13 protein-coding genes are annotated in these 15,611 nt (G+C 66.3%); 11 read left to right on the top strand and 2 right to left on the bottom strand.

Translation table 11 applies throughout. The features are described 5' to 3' along the window. The first annotated feature begins 5 nt into the window (after positions 1–5). From FW760_RS00735 to FW760_RS00690, 10 genes are read left to right on the top strand one after another with little or no spacing between them, the layout of a single operon-like run. Positions 6–1,538: a glycosyltransferase gene (locus tag FW760_RS00735; RefSeq protein WP_173925053.1), complete on the top strand. Its 1,533-nt coding sequence runs from the start codon at positions 6–8 to the stop codon at positions 1,536–1,538. 15 nt (positions 1,539–1,553) lie between these two features. Next, positions 1,554–2,723, top strand: coding sequence for a PilZ domain-containing protein (locus FW760_RS00730; RefSeq protein WP_043860263.1), 1,170 nt, complete (start codon positions 1,554–1,556; stop codon positions 2,721–2,723). A gap of 11 nt (positions 2,724–2,734) precedes the next feature. Then, the gene (locus FW760_RS00725; RefSeq protein ID WP_052504205.1) at positions 2,735–4,180 is read left to right on the top strand and encodes a sel1 repeat family protein; all 1,446 of its coding nucleotides are present in this window, start codon (positions 2,735–2,737) and stop codon (positions 4,178–4,180) included. Then, complete coding sequence (locus FW760_RS00720) at positions 4,177–5,631, top strand: alginate biosynthesis protein AlgE (protein ID WP_043860261.1); 1,455 nt, start codon at positions 4,177–4,179, stop codon at positions 5,629–5,631. The genes FW760_RS00725 and FW760_RS00720 overlap by 4 nt, the downstream gene beginning before the upstream one ends. Positions 5,632–5,645: 14 nt before the next feature. Next, on the top strand, positions 5,646–7,073 hold the full coding sequence (locus tag FW760_RS00715) for an MBOAT family O-acyltransferase (protein ID WP_043860260.1): 1,428 nt from the start codon (positions 5,646–5,648) through the stop codon (positions 7,071–7,073). Between the two features lie 9 nt (positions 7,074–7,082). Beyond that, a complete protein-coding gene (locus tag FW760_RS00710; RefSeq protein WP_058540404.1) occupies positions 7,083–8,177 on the top strand; it encodes an alginate O-acetyltransferase in 1,095 nt (364 codons plus the stop codon). An 11-nt stretch (positions 8,178–8,188) separates the two neighbouring features. Beyond that, positions 8,189–8,833: an alginate O-acetyltransferase AlgF gene (locus FW760_RS00705; protein WP_043860258.1), complete on the top strand. Its 645-nt coding sequence runs from the start codon at positions 8,189–8,191 to the stop codon at positions 8,831–8,833. A 38-nt stretch (positions 8,834–8,871) separates the two neighbouring features. After that, on the top strand, positions 8,872–10,272 hold the full coding sequence (locus FW760_RS00700) for an alginate O-acetyltransferase AlgX-related protein (protein ID WP_043860257.1): 1,401 nt from the start codon (positions 8,872–8,874) through the stop codon (positions 10,270–10,272). Beyond that, on the top strand, positions 10,263–11,378 hold the full coding sequence (locus FW760_RS00695) for a polysaccharide lyase (protein ID WP_446443484.1): 1,116 nt from the start codon (positions 10,263–10,265) through the stop codon (positions 11,376–11,378). Before FW760_RS00700 ends, FW760_RS00695 begins: the two co-directional genes overlap by 10 nt. Before the next feature lie 17 nt (positions 11,379–11,395). Continuing rightward, entirely contained in the window at positions 11,396–12,904 is a 1,509-nt protein-coding gene (locus FW760_RS00690) for a right-handed parallel beta-helix repeat-containing protein (RefSeq protein WP_255000040.1), read from the top strand. Here FW760_RS00690 and FW760_RS00685 read toward each other — a convergent pair. After that, positions 12,894–13,325 carry a GNAT family N-acetyltransferase gene (locus tag FW760_RS00685; RefSeq protein WP_043860275.1) on the bottom strand — a complete coding sequence of 144 codons (432 nt, stop codon included), beginning with the start codon at positions 13,323–13,325 and terminating at the stop codon, positions 12,894–12,896. The genes FW760_RS00690 and FW760_RS00685 overlap by 11 nt on opposite strands. Positions 13,326–13,447: 122 nt before the next feature. Continuing rightward, the gene (locus FW760_RS00680; protein WP_043860254.1) at positions 13,448–13,855 is read right to left on the bottom strand and encodes a DUF488 domain-containing protein; all 408 of its coding nucleotides are present in this window, start codon (positions 13,853–13,855) and stop codon (positions 13,448–13,450) included. Positions 13,856–13,993: 138 nt separating this feature from the next. On the opposite strand from FW760_RS00680, the gene FW760_RS00675 reads away from it, so the two are divergent. Beyond that, entirely contained in the window at positions 13,994–15,610 is a 1,617-nt protein-coding gene (locus tag FW760_RS00675) for an inorganic phosphate transporter (protein WP_078481067.1), read from the top strand. Position 15,611 lies beyond the last annotated feature (1 nt).

Below are 15,611 nucleotides of genomic sequence, written 5' to 3'. Positions count from 1 at the left end.
GCACCATGAAACCACAGCAACAGCGGCCCGAGGGCCGACCCGGCTACCTGCAGGCAGGCGCCAGCTTCTGTGCCTGGGCCTGCCTGTTCGGCCTGGTCGCGCTGGCGTCGCAGATGATCGCGCCGCAGTACCTGGACCCCAGCCACCACACGTTCATCTTCATCATCGGTACCCTGGGCATGTGGCGCTACGGCAATGCCATCGTCCACTACATCCGCGGCATGTACTTCCTGCACTGGAAGTTCCCGCGCATCCGCAAGGCGGTCGAGCGGATGGGCGACGATGCCCTGCCCTCGCACATGTTCATGGTGGTGACCAGCTTTCGCATCCCCACCCACACCACCTTCAAGGTGTACCAGTCGGTATTCCAGGAAGTGCAGCGGCTGAACGTGCCGTGCACGGTGATCGCCTCGATCGTGGAAAAAGGCGACGAGCAGTTCATCAAGACCATCATGCGCAACGAGGTGGTCGATCGCGACGACATCAAGCTGGTGATCGTGCGCGCCCGTGGCACCGGCAAGCGTGACGGCCTGGCCCATGCCTTCCGTGCCCTGTCGCGGCAGATGCCGCTGCAGGACGCGGTGGTCGGCGTGGTCGACGGCGACACCATGATGCTGCCCGGCTGCGTCGAGCGCGCGGTCAAGCTGTTCGCCTACCTGCCCAATGTCGGCGGCCTGACCACCAACGAGTTCTGCGAGGTCGAAGGCAGCCCGCTGATGCGCCAGTGGCACTCGATGCGCTTCGTGCAGCGGCACATCAACATGTGCTCGATGGCCCTGTCGCACCGGGTGCTGACCCTGACCGGCCGGCTGTCGTTCTTTCGCGCCAGCGTGATGACCGACCCCGAATTCATCCGCGACGTGGAAGCCGACTTTCTCGAACACTGGCGCCTTGGCCGCTTCCAGTTTCTCACCGGCGACGACAAGTCTTCGTGGCTGAGCCTGATGCGCGCCGGCTGGGACACCTTCTACGTGCCCGACAGCAACACCCTGACCGTGGAGCATCCACCAGACAACAGCTTCTGGCGCGCCACCCGCCAGCTGATGTTCCGCTGGTACGGCAACTCGCTGCGCCAGAACTTTCGCGCCACCCACCTGCTGGGCCGCGCCCGCCTGGGCCTGTTCACCCTGTACGTGCTGCTCGACCAGCGCGTGTCGATGTGGACCTGCCTGATGGGCCTGACCGCCTCGGTAGTGGCCGGCGTGGTGTTCGGCATCGAGTACCTGCTGGTGTACCTGTTCTGGGTACTGCTCTCGCGCAGCCTGGTGACGGTGCTGTTTCTGTTCGCCGGTCACCCGGTCAGCCCGGTGTACCCGTTCGTTCTCTATTACAACCAGATCGTGGGCTCGCTGATGAAGGTGTACGCACTGTTCCACATGGACCAGCAGAGCTGGACCCGGCAAAAAACCACGCTAAGCAACGGCACTGTCGATTTCGACACGGCCCTGAACCGCTGGTCATCGAAGGCGATGCTGTTTTCATCCATCGCGATTTTCTTCGGTGCCATCTCGGTACTTCTCGAACTCACGCAACGTTAAGGAAAGGCGCCTGCCATGAGTAGCTCGAACATCCCAGCAGCCCCCGGCACCACTGCAGCCAACGTGGTCCACGAGGCCATCGACGAACGCCAGTACGTGCGCACCAAGCTCAATGCCCGGGTCAGGCTCAGCGCCCCCGGCCAGGCGCCCATCGACAGCACCCTGCAGGACATCTCCCTGGGCGGCCTGGGCCTGGTGCACAGCGCCCCGCTGAAGATCGGCAGCCTGTACAACGCCTCGATCCAGCTGCGCCTGAACCAGGTCGACCTGAACATCGACAGCCAGATCAAGATCGTCTCGCAGCGCGGCGCCGAAGTCGGCGCGCAGTTCGTCGACCTCGACGCCCAGAAGCGCGACATCCTGCGCTACATCATCAGCGCCTACCTGTCGGGCGAAATTGCCGACGTCAACGGCCTGTTCAACGTGATGCAGCGCGAGAACTACATCAAGGAGCGCAAGCACAAGTACGCCAGCGCACGCAATGCAGGCGATCGCCTGCGCGCCATCGGCGGCACCCTGCTGTTCACCGCCGCCGGCATCGCAGCGCTGAGCTTCGTGGCCTACAAGAGCTACCTGCTGTTCTTCCGCATTCCGGCCGTGCAGGCCCAGGTCAGTGCCGATGCGCAGATCATCAGCATGCCCGACAACGGCTACGTGAAGTTCCTGCTGCAGCCTGGGCAGAGCGAGGTCAAGGCCGGCGAGCCGCTGGCCAACATCTCCACCCAGCTGGCCACCAGTTTCACCAGCCCGGCCGACATGAAGGCGCTGGCCGACCTCGCGCCCGGCGACCTGCAGACCCTGCTGGGGCGCGCCACCATCGAGACCGTGATCAACAGCCCGTGCGACTGCCAGGTGTACTTCCCCAGCACGCCCATGAACGGTTACGGCTACAAGCAGGCGCCGCTGCTGCACCTGCTGCCCAAGGACCAGCCGCTGTACGTCAGCGCCAACGTGCCGTTCGACAAGCTGAGCGACATCAGCCGGGTCAGATCCGTGGACCTGCAGGTGTTCGGCCTGGACGAACGCTTCGGCGGCACCGTGGTGGACTCGCGGGTCGACGCACTGAACAAGAACCTCGCCCTGACCATCCGGCCGGACCGTCCGCTGCCACTGGCGGCCTACCAGAAACCGGTGGCGGTGGACCTGTACCTGGGCCTGCCGGCCTTGCCGTCGCTGTCGCGCTGAAGGGCCCCCAGATGAAACCGATGACGCCCGCCTGGCTGCTGTTCACTGCCCTCGCCTGCACCGGCCCTGCCCTTGCCGGGCAAAGCCTGGAGCAGATCCGCTACGCGCTGTACAAGGACCCGCAAGCCGATGTGAGCGCCGATTTGCGCGTGCTCGCCGAGCGCGGTGACCTGGCGTCCAAGCAGTTGCTGGGCGATGTGCTGGCCAGCAGCGACAGCGCCAACCGCCAGGAGGCGATCCGCCTGTACCAGGAAGCGTTTGCCGAGGGTCGCGGCCTGGTGCCGGCGCTGGCCTCGCTGGCCCGCCTGCTTGACCGCAGCCCCGGCCTGCGCCAGCAGCAGCGCGCCTGGGTGGCCCAGGCGCTGACCCGCTACCCGGCCACCCTGGACCCGCGCAACACCAATGCCACGCTGGAAGTGTTCCTGACCTACCCGGACCTGGTGCCCACCGCCGAGGCCGCGCAGCTGCTGGCGCTGTACGAGCAGTCCTGCCTGCTCGACTGCCACCCCGAGCTGTACCGCGCGGTGGTCGCCGAGCGCCAGGGCGACCGCGCCGCTGCCGAGCACTGGTACCAGCAGGCGGTACGCGTCGACCCGCGTGGCGTCGACCGCTACTACGCCTTCCTCGGCGAGCGCCAGGACACCGCGTTCCCCGCCTTCGCCCGCACCCTGGAGCCCCGGATGGCGCAGTTGCCGGTGGAGATCGTGCACCGTATCGGCTCGTTGCTCGACACCATCAGCACCGTGCAGCGTGCCGACCAGCAGGCCGAGCAGGATGAACAGCTGGGCAACGCCATGGGTGCCCCAAGGCCCGCGCCCACCCCCGAACAGCAGGCCCGTGCAAAGGCCCTGGCCGATGAATGGGCGGCCGCCATGGCCGAGGTCCAGCGCTGGTTCGACAACGCCGCGCAGCGCGGTTTCGTGCCGGCGCTGGTGTCCAAGGCCAACTTCATGATCTCCAACCCCACCGAGCACAACGCCGACCAGGTACAGGCGCTGATTGCCCAGGTGCAGGCCAAGGACCCGACCCGGGCCAAGGCGCTCAATGCCTCGCTGTACATGGTCACCAACTGGCTGACCCTGGACCCGCAAAAGGCCCAGGTGCTGATCGACGAACTGATCGCCAGCAACTTTCGCGACGCGCACCTGCTGCTGGCCGACCTGTACAGCAAGGGCGGCCTCGACCAGCCCGACCAGGAGCGTGCCCTGGCGATCTACCAGGAACAGGCCGAGCGCGGCGCCACTGCCGCCTGGTACCGCATGGCCACCATCTACGCGAGCGGCCGCGCCATCTGCCACGACCCGGTCAAGGCCTACACCTACGCGCGCCTTGCCCTGGACCTGGGCGAGCGCCGCGCCCGCGGGCTGCTCAAGCGCCTGGACAAAACCCTGAAAACGGCTGACATCGAGCGCGCCATGGCGGCACGCAATGACCTGCTCAAGGAGACCACCCTGTGAAAGCGCATCCGTCCCTGTTTGGCGCCCTGCTCATGCTCGCGCCGCTGTACACCGCGTTCGCCGCCGAAGAAATCACCGGCCCCGAGGCCGACAGCAGCGAGCCGGTGCGGGTAGACGCCGACGCCAGCACGCCGGTGATCACCTCCGAATTCTTCAACAAGCTCACCGTGCAGACCGGCTACGGCCCCGAAGATTCCCAGGTGGGGCGCAGCCGCGAGAGCTTCTACAGCCTGCGCTACGAACCCTCGTTCGCCTGGTACTCACCGGAAAAACGCTGGGCCAAGTGGATGGTCTACGGTCGCCTGTGGCTCAACTACGACTCCAGCCAGACGGCCAACAGCCAGAACGAAAGCACCAACGCCTTCGACCGCGAGCAGCCCGAAGGCTGGTACGCCGAGCTGCGCGAGCTGTACGTCAAGCGCAACCTGCTGGGCGACGACCCACGCTTCTCGCTGTCGGCCGGACGCCAGCGCTTTGCCGACGACTACGGCATCTGGTGGGACGACAGCATCGAATCGCTGCGTTTCGATTACAAGGACACCTTCGCCAAGGGCTTCTTCGCCGTGGCGCAGAAGTTCTACAACTACAACAGCGACGTCAACCGCCTGGCCGACAGCGAAGAACGCACCACCTACCTGATGGGCGAGTACGCCTACCGCTGGAGCGAGAACAACTGGGCCGGCACGCGCGTGATGTACGAAGACGACCACAGCGGGCACGACCCGCGTGACCGCTACGACTTCACCGGCATGCGCTACGGGCTGTTCTTCAAGGCCGACAACCTGCAGGTCAGCCCGCTGTTCAGCGACTACCACCTGGAGCTGGCCGCACTCGACGGCAAGGTCGACAACACCGACGGCAACGGCCTGACCACCACCGGCCACAACGCCAGCGGCTGGGCGGCGCTGGGCGAGATCGGCAAACGCTTCGACGACCTGCCCTGGACCCCGCGCCTGGCCTTGCGCGGCGGGCTGACCGACAAGCCGAGCAACGAGAACGACGGTTTTCGTCTCAACACCATCCAGTCCGACCGCATCACCCGCCAGGGCTCCTACAGCACCCGCCTGGCCAGCTCGTTCGTCAGCCTCGACCTGCGCAACCTGAGCTACTACGGCTTTGCCGTGGAAACCCGGCCCACGCCGCGCAGCGCCCTGGATTTTCGCCTCACCGAACTCAAGCTGCGCGATGCCAGTGGCACCCTGCCGATCCGCGTCGACGGCGACCAGCGCAGCGCGCGCAACCAGGCCATCGCCCAGGGCAGCAACGGCAACGGCAAGCACGTGGGGCAGATGCTCGACCTCAACTACTACTGGAAGATGTTTCCGGTCGCCCTCGACGGCAAGCACCTGGACGTCAACACCCTGGTCAGCGCCAGCTACCTCAATGCCGGCAACGCGCTGGATACCGGTGACGACTACCAGCTGACGGTCGGCGTCGTGATCAGTTACTAAGGGCGGGCCCCGCGATGATTTTCGCCTCAAACGTGTTCCTGTTCCTCTACCTGCCGCTGTTCCTGGCGGTGTACTTCCTGGCGCGTGCGCCGTGGCGCTCCACGGTGATCGTCGCCGCCAGCTACATCTTCTATGCCTGGTGGCGCCCGGACTTCCTGCTGCTGTTCGTCGGCATCACCTACTGGAACTACTGGTTCGGCCTGCGCATCAAGGCGCGCCTGGACGCCGGCGACAAGCGCTGGGCGTTCCGCCTGCTGTGGATCGGCATCATCGGCAACCTGTCGACCCTGGGCTATTTCAAGTACGCCAACTTCGGCGCCGAGGTGCTGGGCGCACTGCTGGCGCCGCTGGGCATCAACACCTTCACCCTGGAGACGATCTTCCTGCCGCTGGGCATCTCGTTCTACGTGTTCCATGCCCTGAGCTATATCGTCGACATCTACCGCAAGGACGCCACGCCCACCAACAACTTCATCGACTTCGCCGCATTCGTCGCGCTGTTCCCGCACCTGGTGGCCGGCCCGATCCTGCGCTACAGCCAACTGGCCCCGCAGCTGCGCCAGCGTACCCACTCGCTGGAGATGTTCTCGCTGGGGGTATGCCGGTTCATGCTCGGTTTCATCATGAAGGTGCTGATCGCCGACCAGCTGGCGCCGATCAACGTGCTGTTCATCAGCGAGGGCAGCCTGCAGCTGAGCGATGCCTGGTTCGGCCTGGTGGTGTCGACCCTGCAGCTGTACTTCGACTTCGCCGGCTACAGCCACATGGCCCTGGGCCTGGCGCTGATGATGGGCTTTCGCTTCCCGGAGAACTTCAACCAGCCCTACGTCTCGCAGAGCATCACCGAGTTCTGGAGCCGCTGGCACATGACCCTGGCGCACTTTCTGCGCGACTACGTGTACATGCCGCTGGTGCGCAAGCGCATCGCCGGGGCCATGCCGGCGCTGGTGTACACCATGCTGCTGTCGGGGCTGTGGCACGGCGCAAGCTTCGCCTTCATCTGCTGGGGGCTGTTCTTCGGCCTGGGCATGGTGATCGAGCGCAAGTTCAATCTGGCCACCAAGGTCACCACGCCCTACCGCCTGGGGCGCAACCTGCGCACCGGGTTGCTGATCATCCTGAGCATGCCGCTGTTCTTCACCAACGACCTGCGCCACAGCCTGGACATCTACCAGGCGCTGTTCGGCTTCAACGGCCTGGGCTCGCTGGAGCTCTACGTGCTGGGCGCCTCGAAGATGGCCATGTCGTTCGTGGCGGTGGCGCTGTGCTGGCTGATCCTGGCCGGCAGCAACAACGTGCGCTACTACGCCGGCAACAAGCAGCACTTCTTCATGGCCCATGTCGGCGGGCTCAAGGCCGTGCTGCTGTGGGCCGGCTTCGCGCTGGCGCTGAGCAGCCTGGCTGCGCACTCGTTCTCCCCCTTCCTCTACTTCCAGTTCTAGGAGACTGTCATGTACCCGGTGATGAACTCGGCAAGCAAGGTCAACGGCATTCTGTTCTGCCTGGTGCTGGCGGGGATGTTCGTCTACTCCCTGCCGCCGGTTTTCAGTTTCGCGAAAAACCAGAGTGACGCCTGGAACCTGTTCGTCGACGGCAAGCTGCTGCGCAAGTTCGAGCAGGCCTACGACAAGCGCTTCTTCCTGCGTGAGCCCTCGGTGCAGCTGTGGGCCGACGCGCAGTACCTGCTGTTCAGGGAGGGCACCAAGGGCGTGGTACTGGGCAAGGACGGCTGGCTCTATACCTCCCAGGAATACCGTGTGCCCAATGACCTGGAGGCCAACCTGCAAGGCCAGCTGGCACAGATCGACGCCGTGCAGGCGCAACTGGCGCAGCACGGCAAGCGCCTGGTGCTGCTGCCGTTGCCGATGAAGCTGGACATCTATGCCGCGCATGCCGAGCACCCGTTCGATCCGCGGGCCATCAGCCTGTACGACCGCTTCGTGGCGCAGTTGCAGGCACGCAACGTCACGGTGACGCCGCTGCGCTCGGCGTTTCTGGACAACCTCGGCGGCCCACCGCTGTTTCTCAAGTCCGACACCCACTGGAGCCCCGATGGCGCACGCCTGGCCGCCTTCGAACTGGCGCGCCAGCACCCGGAGCTGCTGGGCCAGGAGCGCTATGTGTCGCACCAGATCGCGCAAAAGACCGTCAAGGGCGACCTGATGAACTACATCCAGTTCGACCAGAGCCGGCTGATGCCGGACTTTGGCGCCAACCAGATCGCCGTGTACGAAACCCTGAAGGCCGAACAGAGCAGCGATGAGCTGTTCGCCGACCAGGCCCAAAGCCTGCTGCTGGTAGGTACCAGCTACAGCAAGATCGACGACTGGAACTTCGTCGGTTTTCTCAAGGAAGCCCTCAACCGTGACCTGCTGAGCATTGCCGTGGAGGCCCGCGGGCCGTTCGAGGCAATGAACCAGTTTCTGGCCAGCGATGAGCTGGGCAACCCTGACATCGACACCGTGGTCTGGGAATTCCCGCTGCGCACCCTGCTGGCCCATCGGGTCAGCGGCCAGCGTCAGATGAACCAGACCCAACACTTCTAAGGAGATACACCATGACCCGTTCGCCACGCCAACTGCTCGCCGCCACCGCCCTGCTGCTGGTCAGCACCGCCAGCCTCGCCAACGACGGCAATGCCGACCTCTACGACGCCGTGGCCCCGGCCGACTCGGCCTTCGTGCGCGTGCTCAACCTGAGCGATCGCAGCATCGACGTGACCCTGAGCGGCAAGGTCAACCCACAGAAGGTCGCCCCCGGCCAGCTCAGCGGCTACCGCTTCACCCCTGCCGGCAGCCACAAGATCGCGGTCGACAAGCAGGCCATCGAGCCGCAGCTCAAGGCCAACGCCGCCAGCACCGTGGTGTATGACGGCAAGGGCCTGACCCTGATCGCCGACAAATACGTCAACGAACCGAAAAAGGCCCAGATCGCCTTCTACAACCTGACCCCCGCGCAGGCCGCCCTCAAGACCTCCGACGGCAAGACCTCGGTCATCGACCCGCTGGGCAAAGACCAGACCGGCAGCCGCCTGGTCAACGAAATCAAGATCGGCTTCGCCGCCTATGTCGATCAGCGCAACGTCGCCCAGTTCGACGACCTGTTCCTCAAGAAAGGCCGCTCGTACAGCTACGTGCTGCTGCCCGCCGCCAATGGCTACAAGAGCATCAGCGTGGCCAACAGCATCGACCCCACGCTGTAACCGCAGGCTGGCCTTGAACACAGGATGATGAACCGCGCATGAAGATCCTTACCTCCCTCGGCCTGATGGCCGTACTCGCTGCCGCCAGCCAGGCCGGCCAGGCCGCCGAGGCGCCCAGCCCCGGCTGCACCAGCCTTGAGTGCATGGTCTGCCCGGCCCTGAGCGATCCGCAGAAATACGCCGAAGGGCGGATGAAACTGATGCGCGAGATCGTCCCGGGCAAGGACCGCTGGCTGTTCCGTTCGGCCGTCGACCTGACCAACGACTTCGGCATCCCCGCGCCCATGCGCCCGGAGTTCGCGCGCCTGATGGCCGCGTTCCGCCAGCAGGGTATCCACGTGGCCATGGCCGTGCAGCCCACCCGTGGGCTGATGCACCGCGACAAGCTCTACCCCGGGCAGTTGCACGGGTTCGACTTCGAGCGCGCCAGCAACAACCTGGCCAGCTACCTGCAGCAGCTGCGCAGCGGCGGCGCGGTGGTGCCCGACCTGATGCAACTGGTGCGCACCCCGCCGGCGGGCGAGTACTTCTTTCGCCGCGACCACCACTGGACCCCCAGCGGTGCCGAGGCCACCGCGCGCCTGGTGGCCGATGAGGTGCGCCGCCAGCCGTTCTATGCCGACCTGACCAAGAAGCACTACCGCACCGAGCCCGGCGTGATGGTGCCCAAGGATGGCACCATGAACCTGGCGATGAGCAGCATCTGCGGCAACAACTACGGCTTCCAGTACGTACGCGGCTACCAGACCATCCCGGTGGCCGACGATGCCGACGCACTGTTCGACGAAGCCCCCGACCCGCAGGTGATCCTGGTGGGCGACAGTAACGCCGCAGCCCGTGAGGACGAGAGCAAGCAGTTCAACTTCGACGGCTACCTCAAGCAGTACCTGGACGTCGACATCCTCAACTACGCCCTGCCCGGCGTTGGCCAGGACGGCTCGCTGCTCGAATACCTGCTGTCCGAGAACTACAAGCCCGACGCACCGCCCAGACTGATCATCTGGGAGCTGCCGGCCAACTACCAGCTGGAGTCCGACCAGATGTACCGCCAGCTGATTCCGGCGGTCAAGGGCGGTTGCAGCACCTCCACACCGGTGCTGGGCAACCGCCTGCAGCGCCCTGCGCTGCGCGTCAACGACCGTATCGAACTGCTGAGCAACGCCGGCGAAAGCCGCAAGGCACTGGGCAGCGGCCAGGGCTTTCTGGACATCCGCATCAGCGACAAGAACGTCAAGGACTTCTACGTGATCGTGTATTACGACAACGGTGCCCGCGACAAGGTGTGGTTTCGCCGCGAGGCGGCCGTCAGCGGTGGCCAGTACTACCTGGAGCTGAGCAAGGCCAAGGAGTTCGCCGGGGCCAACCTGCTCTCGGTGTTCCTCGAACCGACCAAGCCGAGCCAGGCCGCCACCCAGGTGGAAACCCGTCTATGCCTCTGAAGCCCTGGCTGGTCGCCACCCTGGGCCTGTGCGCCGGGTTGCAGCTGGGCAGCAGCCTGGCCGCGCAATCGATCTGGCCGGCGCGGGCCACCGCCCAGTCGGCGATGATCGCCGACTACCGCACCCTGCAGTGCAGCAAACAGCCGCCGCCACCGTACACCGCCAGCCTGCGCATGCAGAGCAAGTACGACCAGCGCGATGCCAGCAAGTCGACCCTGCGCAGCCGCCCCGATGCCGACACCGAGGCGGCGAGCAAGCAGGTCAAGCAGTTCATCGCCGGGCTGATCTTCGCCAGCAAGCGCTTCCAGCGCGCCAAGACCCCGCAACAGGCCAACATGGCCCTGGCCTGCCAGGACCAGTGGCTGGAGCACTGGGCGCAGGCCGGTGCCCTGCTCAACCCGGATGCCAGCAGTACCGGCATGGCGGCGCGCAAGTGGGCGGTGGCGGCCATGGCCTCGACGCTGCTGCTGACCCAGGCCGCCAGCAACGGCCAGGTGCAGCTGTCGCCGGCCCAGACGCGCTGGTTCGAACAGCTCGGCGAACTGATCATCCGCGAGTACCAGCCACGCCAGGCCGCCAGCTTCACCTGGTTCAACAACCACGACTACTGGGCCGCCTGGGCCGTGGCCGCCAGCGGCATGCTGGTGCAGCGCGACGACTTCATCCGCTGGGCCGACGGCAATCTGCGTCGCGGCCTGCAGCAGGCGGTGCGCAGCGGGGACGGCAGCTATGCCTACCTGCCGCTGGAAGTGGCGCGTGCCCGGCTTGCCGCCACCTACAGCCAGTACGCGCTGGTGCCGCTGGTACTGCTGGCCGAGTCGGCGCGGGCCAATGGCCTGCCCTGGAGCGAATACGACCAGCAGACCCTGGAGCTGCTGGGCAACTTCGCCGCACGCACGGTGCTCGACCCCGGCCCGCTGCCCGAACTGATGGGCCAGGCCCAGACCGAGGTAGCCCCCTACAAGCTGGCCTGGCTGATCCCGTTCCTGTACCGCGCGCCCAACAACCGCCTGGCCCGCCAGCTGTACGAAAGCGAGGACGGCAACGTCGACAACTACAGTCAGATCGGCGGCCCGCTCAAGCCCTTCTACCCCCCTTTGCCGTAACCCAAGGACGAATCGCCATGGCCCAGCCTGCCCGCATTTTCCGCTTTACCCGACTGGCCGGCCTGCTGCTGGCCGGCCTCGCCGGCGTGGCCCACGCCGCCCCCCAGGGCCTGCCGATGCAGCAGGCACTGCGCGTGGTCAGCCCCAACGACTACCAGGCGCAGGTGCAACAGGTGCAGGCCAGCACCCGCGAAGCAGTGAGCTTCACCCTGCAGGAACGCCCGCGCCCCGGCGGGCGTGCCACTGTCAGCCTGCAACCGATGTTCTCGGCCCAGGGCGGCAGCTGGCCGTTCGAGCCGTTCGTCAACAACGGCCTGTTCCGCGCCGTGGCCGGCTACCAGGCGCACCACCCGCAGGCGGTGCTGATCCAGGGTGGCAGCATCACCCTGGCGCAGTTGGCCGACACCCTGAACAACCCGCAGGTACTCAAGCGCTACAAGGACGGCTACCTGCTCAGCTACCCGCTGATGATCGCCGCCGATGGCGGGCTGGTGCTGGAGGGCACCAGCCTGTACCTCTACAGCTATTCGGGCACGGCCCTGATCAACCAGGGCTGGCTGGGCCTGAACCAGTCGCGCCTGGAAAGCGTGGCCGGCGACAAGGCCGGCAACACCGAGCGCGCCTGGCGCCCGTTCGTGGTGGCCTGGGCCGGCAGCCATACCCAGCTGATCGGCGCCACCCTCAACCGCCTGGGCTACAACGCCAACCTCTCGCGGGGCCTGACCACTGCCCTGAGCAGCCAGCAATCGCCGGCCACCCGGCCGGCCAGCGTGCTGATACGCGACAGCCAGTTCAGCGAGCTGTCGGCGGTGGAGCTGCAGCACAGCCGTGGGGTGATCGAGGGAAGCCGCTTCGAAAGTGCCCAGCAGTATGGAGTGGACGTGCGCGACAGCCAGATGCGCATGGCGCACAACCAGATTCGCGGGGTCGACAACAACAGCGGCATCCGACTGCGCGGGCAGACCCGCGCCTGGCTCGACGACAACCTGATCCTGGGCACGCACAAGGCCGCCATCGAGGTCAGCGACCAGCAAGGCGCCCTGCTGCTGAGCGGCAACCGCATCGGCGCCAGCCGCGGCAACGGCGTGCTGCTGCGCAACCTCAAGGGCGAGATGCCGGTGCTGATCGAAGGCAACTTCATCGGCAACAGCCAGGGCAGCGCGGTGGACGCCAGCGACGTGGCTGGCGCGGTCATGCTGGAAAACCACATCGGCAACACCCCCGAGTACGCCATCAGCCTGCGCAACACCCAGCCGCTGGCCGGGCCGCTGATTCTGGGCGGCAACACCCTGGGCCGGGTGGGCAAGGCGGTGGTTCGGGTGGAAGGCATGGACCAGGTGCTGCTGGGCAGCAACCGTTTCGAGGGCAAGCCATTGCTGCAGAACCTGCTGATCGGCGACCTGCTGCCGGTGCAGGGCCCGTTGCTCGACGCCACCGTGCGCCAGGGCTGCGTGGTGCAGGTACGCCGGGTGGCCGCCGGTACCCCGCAGCCGGGGCTGACCTGCGTGCAGAGTGCTAGCCGATAACCCGCTGCATGCGCACGAAGCATTCGTCCTCACCCTGCGCGACGAAGCCGTGGCGCAGGTACAGGGCCTGGGCCGGATTGCTCTTGAACACGGTCAGGCGCAGCAGCGGCAGATGGCGCCTGCCGGCCCATTCGGCCAGTTGCTCCAGCACCCAGCCGCCGATGCCCTTGCCGCGGGCGGCCTCGACCAGGTGCAGTTCGCGGATGTACAGCGCACGGCTGTCCTGGCTGAGGCTGCAGAAGCCCAGGGGCTGTTCGGCGTCGACAATCAGCCATTGCTCGCGCCAGCCCCAGGCCTGGTCGAAGGCTTCTTCCAGCCAGAGCAGATCGAATTCGCGGTAGTACGCCAGCATGGCGCGGCGCGTGAGGTCGCGGGCGAAGGTTCGGTGCAGGTCGGTGGCGGGGGTCAGGGTTGGGGTCATTTGGGTGCCCGTCAGGGGATTTTCGGCGCGGCCATCGCAGGTCAAGCCCGCTGCCACAGGTAAGGCGGGGGCCTTGTGGGAGCGGGCTTGACCCGCGATGGCCGTAGCACAGATTCAGAGAGTCACACTTTAGGCCCCAGCACATCGGCATAGCAAACCGGCGAACTCCCGGGCCCCTGGCGATCCAGCTCATCCTCCAGCCACTGGGCCAGCACCCGCGCATTGTTGTGCTGTTCATCCTTGAACGCATACACCAGGGTCAGGGTGCCGCCACGGGCCTTGTCCAGCAGCCCCCACCAATGCTGCGGCCGGTCGGCCAGCTCCTGGCGATACCGCTGGCAGAACCCGTCGTAGTCCACCTCACCGCGGTGAAAGGCCTGGCGCAAGGCCGACGACGGCGCCACCTCCGGTAGCCAGGCACTCAGGTGCAACTGATCCTTGCGCCGGTTGCGCGGCCACATCCGATCCACCAGCACCCGCTCGCCATCCTGCGGCGCAGGGGCCTCATAGGCCCGTTTGCACTGAATCATCGGCACGTTCCTCCCACTGCCTGGGTATAAGCGTAGCTGGGCAACCCGCGTTTTTGTTGATCGAAGTCACTATGCCATCACTCAGGGTTTTTATCCTTGATGCGCCAGGCACGACTTCCACCCTACCGGACCCGTCTAATGACAACCCCGATCAGCACCACCCTTGACTCCGCGGGTGGCCGCCCCTCCCTTGCACAACTGGCCACCCGCCCCGGCCGCGCCTCGGTCACCCTGTTCGTCTGCCTGTTGCTGGGGGGCCTGGTGTACACCGCCTGGAGCCTGTTCCGCGACATCGATGCCGCCGGTACCGTGGTCACCACCTGGACGCCCTTCCTGCTGCTGGGCCTGGCATTGCTGATTGCCCTGGGTTTCGAATTCGTCAACGGTTTCCACGACACCGCCAACGCCGTGGCCACCGTGATCTACACCAACTCGCTGCCGGCGCAGTTCGCCGTGGTGTGGTCGGGGTGCTGGAATTTCATCGGGGTGCTGCTGTCCAGCGGCGCGGTGGCCTTCGGCATCATTGCCCTGCTGCCGGTGGAGCTGATCCTGCAGGTGGGTTCGGCCACCGGCTTTGCCATGGTCTTTGCCCTGCTGCTGGCCGCGATCATCTGGAACCTGGGCACCTGGTGGCTGGGGCTGCCGGCCTCCTCCTCGCACACCCTGATCGGCTCGATCATCGGCGTGGGCGTGGCCAATGCGCTGATGAACGGACGCGACGGCACCAGCGGCGTGGACTGGACCCAGGCCAGCAAGGTGGGCTACGCGCTGCTGTTCTCGCCCCTGGTGGGCTTTGCCTGTGCGGCGCTGCTGCTGGTGGGCCTGCGCATGCTGGTCAAGCGCCGCGAGCTGTACCAGGCGCCGGTCGGCGACGCCCCGCCGCCCTGGTGGATTCGCGGCCTGCTGATCGCCACCTGCACCGGGGTGTCGTTCGCCCACGGCTCCAACGACGGGCAGAAGGGCATGGGCCTGATCATGCTGATTCTGGTGGGTACCCTGCCGATGGCCTACGCGCTTAACCGCACCATGCCGGCCGACCAGTCGCTGCAGTTTGCCGCCGTGGCCCAGGCCACCCAGCAGCAGTTGCTCGGCCAGTCGGCGCAGCCTCATGTCGGCGACCCGCGCGCCACCCTCACCCTGTACCTGCGCGAGCGGCAACCGAGCGCCGAGCTGGTACCGGCCCTGGCGGCACTGGCCGGCCTGATCGGCGCGGAAGTCGCAGGCTACGGCTCGCTGACCCACGTACCGGCCGAGGCCATGGCCAACGTGCGCAACGACATGTACCTGACCAGCGAAGCCATCCGCCTGATGCAAAAGCACCAGCACGGCGGGCTCGACGCGGCCGCCACCGCACAGGTGCAGTTGTTCAAGAGCCGCATCGACGACGCCACCCGGTTCATTCCGTTGTGGGTCAAGGTGGCGGTGGCGATTGCCCTGGGGCTGGGCACGATGGTCGGCTGGCGGCGCATCGTGGTCACGGTGGGCGAAAAGATCGGCAAGACCCACCTCACCTACGCCCAGGGGGCTTCGGCGGAGCTGGTGGCGATGTGCACCATCGGTGCGGCGGACATGTACGGGCTGCCGGTGTCGACCACCCACGTACTGTCGTCCGGGGTGGCCGGCACCATGGTGGCCAACGGTTCGGGCCTGCAATTGCGCACCATCGCCAACCTGGCGATGGCCTGGGTACTGACCCTGCCCGCAGCGATCATGCTGTCGGGCGGGCTGTACTGGCTGCTGACCCGGCTGCTGTAGG

The organism is Pseudomonas sp. 1176_21, from assembly GCF_052850635.1.
Note: the sequence above shows the minus strand (reverse complement) of the source record. Positions and strands in the feature narration are given on the sequence as shown.

What these genes read in the sequence shown, in the direction of transcription:
- FW760_RS00725 (WP_052504205.1), top strand. Translation starts at nt 2,735, where the DNA reads ATGAAACCGATGACGCCCGCCTGGCTGCTGTTCACTGCCCTCGCCTGC.
- FW760_RS00680 (WP_043860254.1), bottom strand. Translation starts at nt 13,855, where the DNA reads ATGATTCAGTGCAAACGGGCCTATGAGGCCCCTGCGCCGCAGGATGGC.
- FW760_RS00730 (WP_043860263.1), top strand. Translation starts at nt 1,554, where the DNA reads ATGAGTAGCTCGAACATCCCAGCAGCCCCCGGCACCACTGCAGCCAAC.
- FW760_RS00705 (WP_043860258.1), top strand. Translation starts at nt 8,189, where the DNA reads ATGACCCGTTCGCCACGCCAACTGCTCGCCGCCACCGCCCTGCTGCTG.
- FW760_RS00735 (WP_173925053.1), top strand. Translation starts at nt 6, where the DNA reads ATGAAACCACAGCAACAGCGGCCCGAGGGCCGACCCGGCTACCTGCAG.
- FW760_RS00710 (WP_058540404.1), top strand. Translation starts at nt 7,083, where the DNA reads ATGTACCCGGTGATGAACTCGGCAAGCAAGGTCAACGGCATTCTGTTC.
- FW760_RS00675 (WP_078481067.1), top strand. Translation starts at nt 13,994, where the DNA reads ATGACAACCCCGATCAGCACCACCCTTGACTCCGCGGGTGGCCGCCCC.
- FW760_RS00685 (WP_043860275.1), bottom strand. Translation starts at nt 13,325, where the DNA reads ATGACCCCAACCCTGACCCCCGCCACCGACCTGCACCGAACCTTCGCC.
- FW760_RS00695 (WP_446443484.1), top strand. Translation starts at nt 10,263, where the DNA reads ATGCCTCTGAAGCCCTGGCTGGTCGCCACCCTGGGCCTGTGCGCCGGG.
- FW760_RS00690 (WP_255000040.1), top strand. Translation starts at nt 11,396, where the DNA reads ATGGCCCAGCCTGCCCGCATTTTCCGCTTTACCCGACTGGCCGGCCTG.
- FW760_RS00715 (WP_043860260.1), top strand. Translation starts at nt 5,646, where the DNA reads ATGATTTTCGCCTCAAACGTGTTCCTGTTCCTCTACCTGCCGCTGTTC.
- FW760_RS00700 (WP_043860257.1), top strand. Translation starts at nt 8,872, where the DNA reads ATGAAGATCCTTACCTCCCTCGGCCTGATGGCCGTACTCGCTGCCGCC.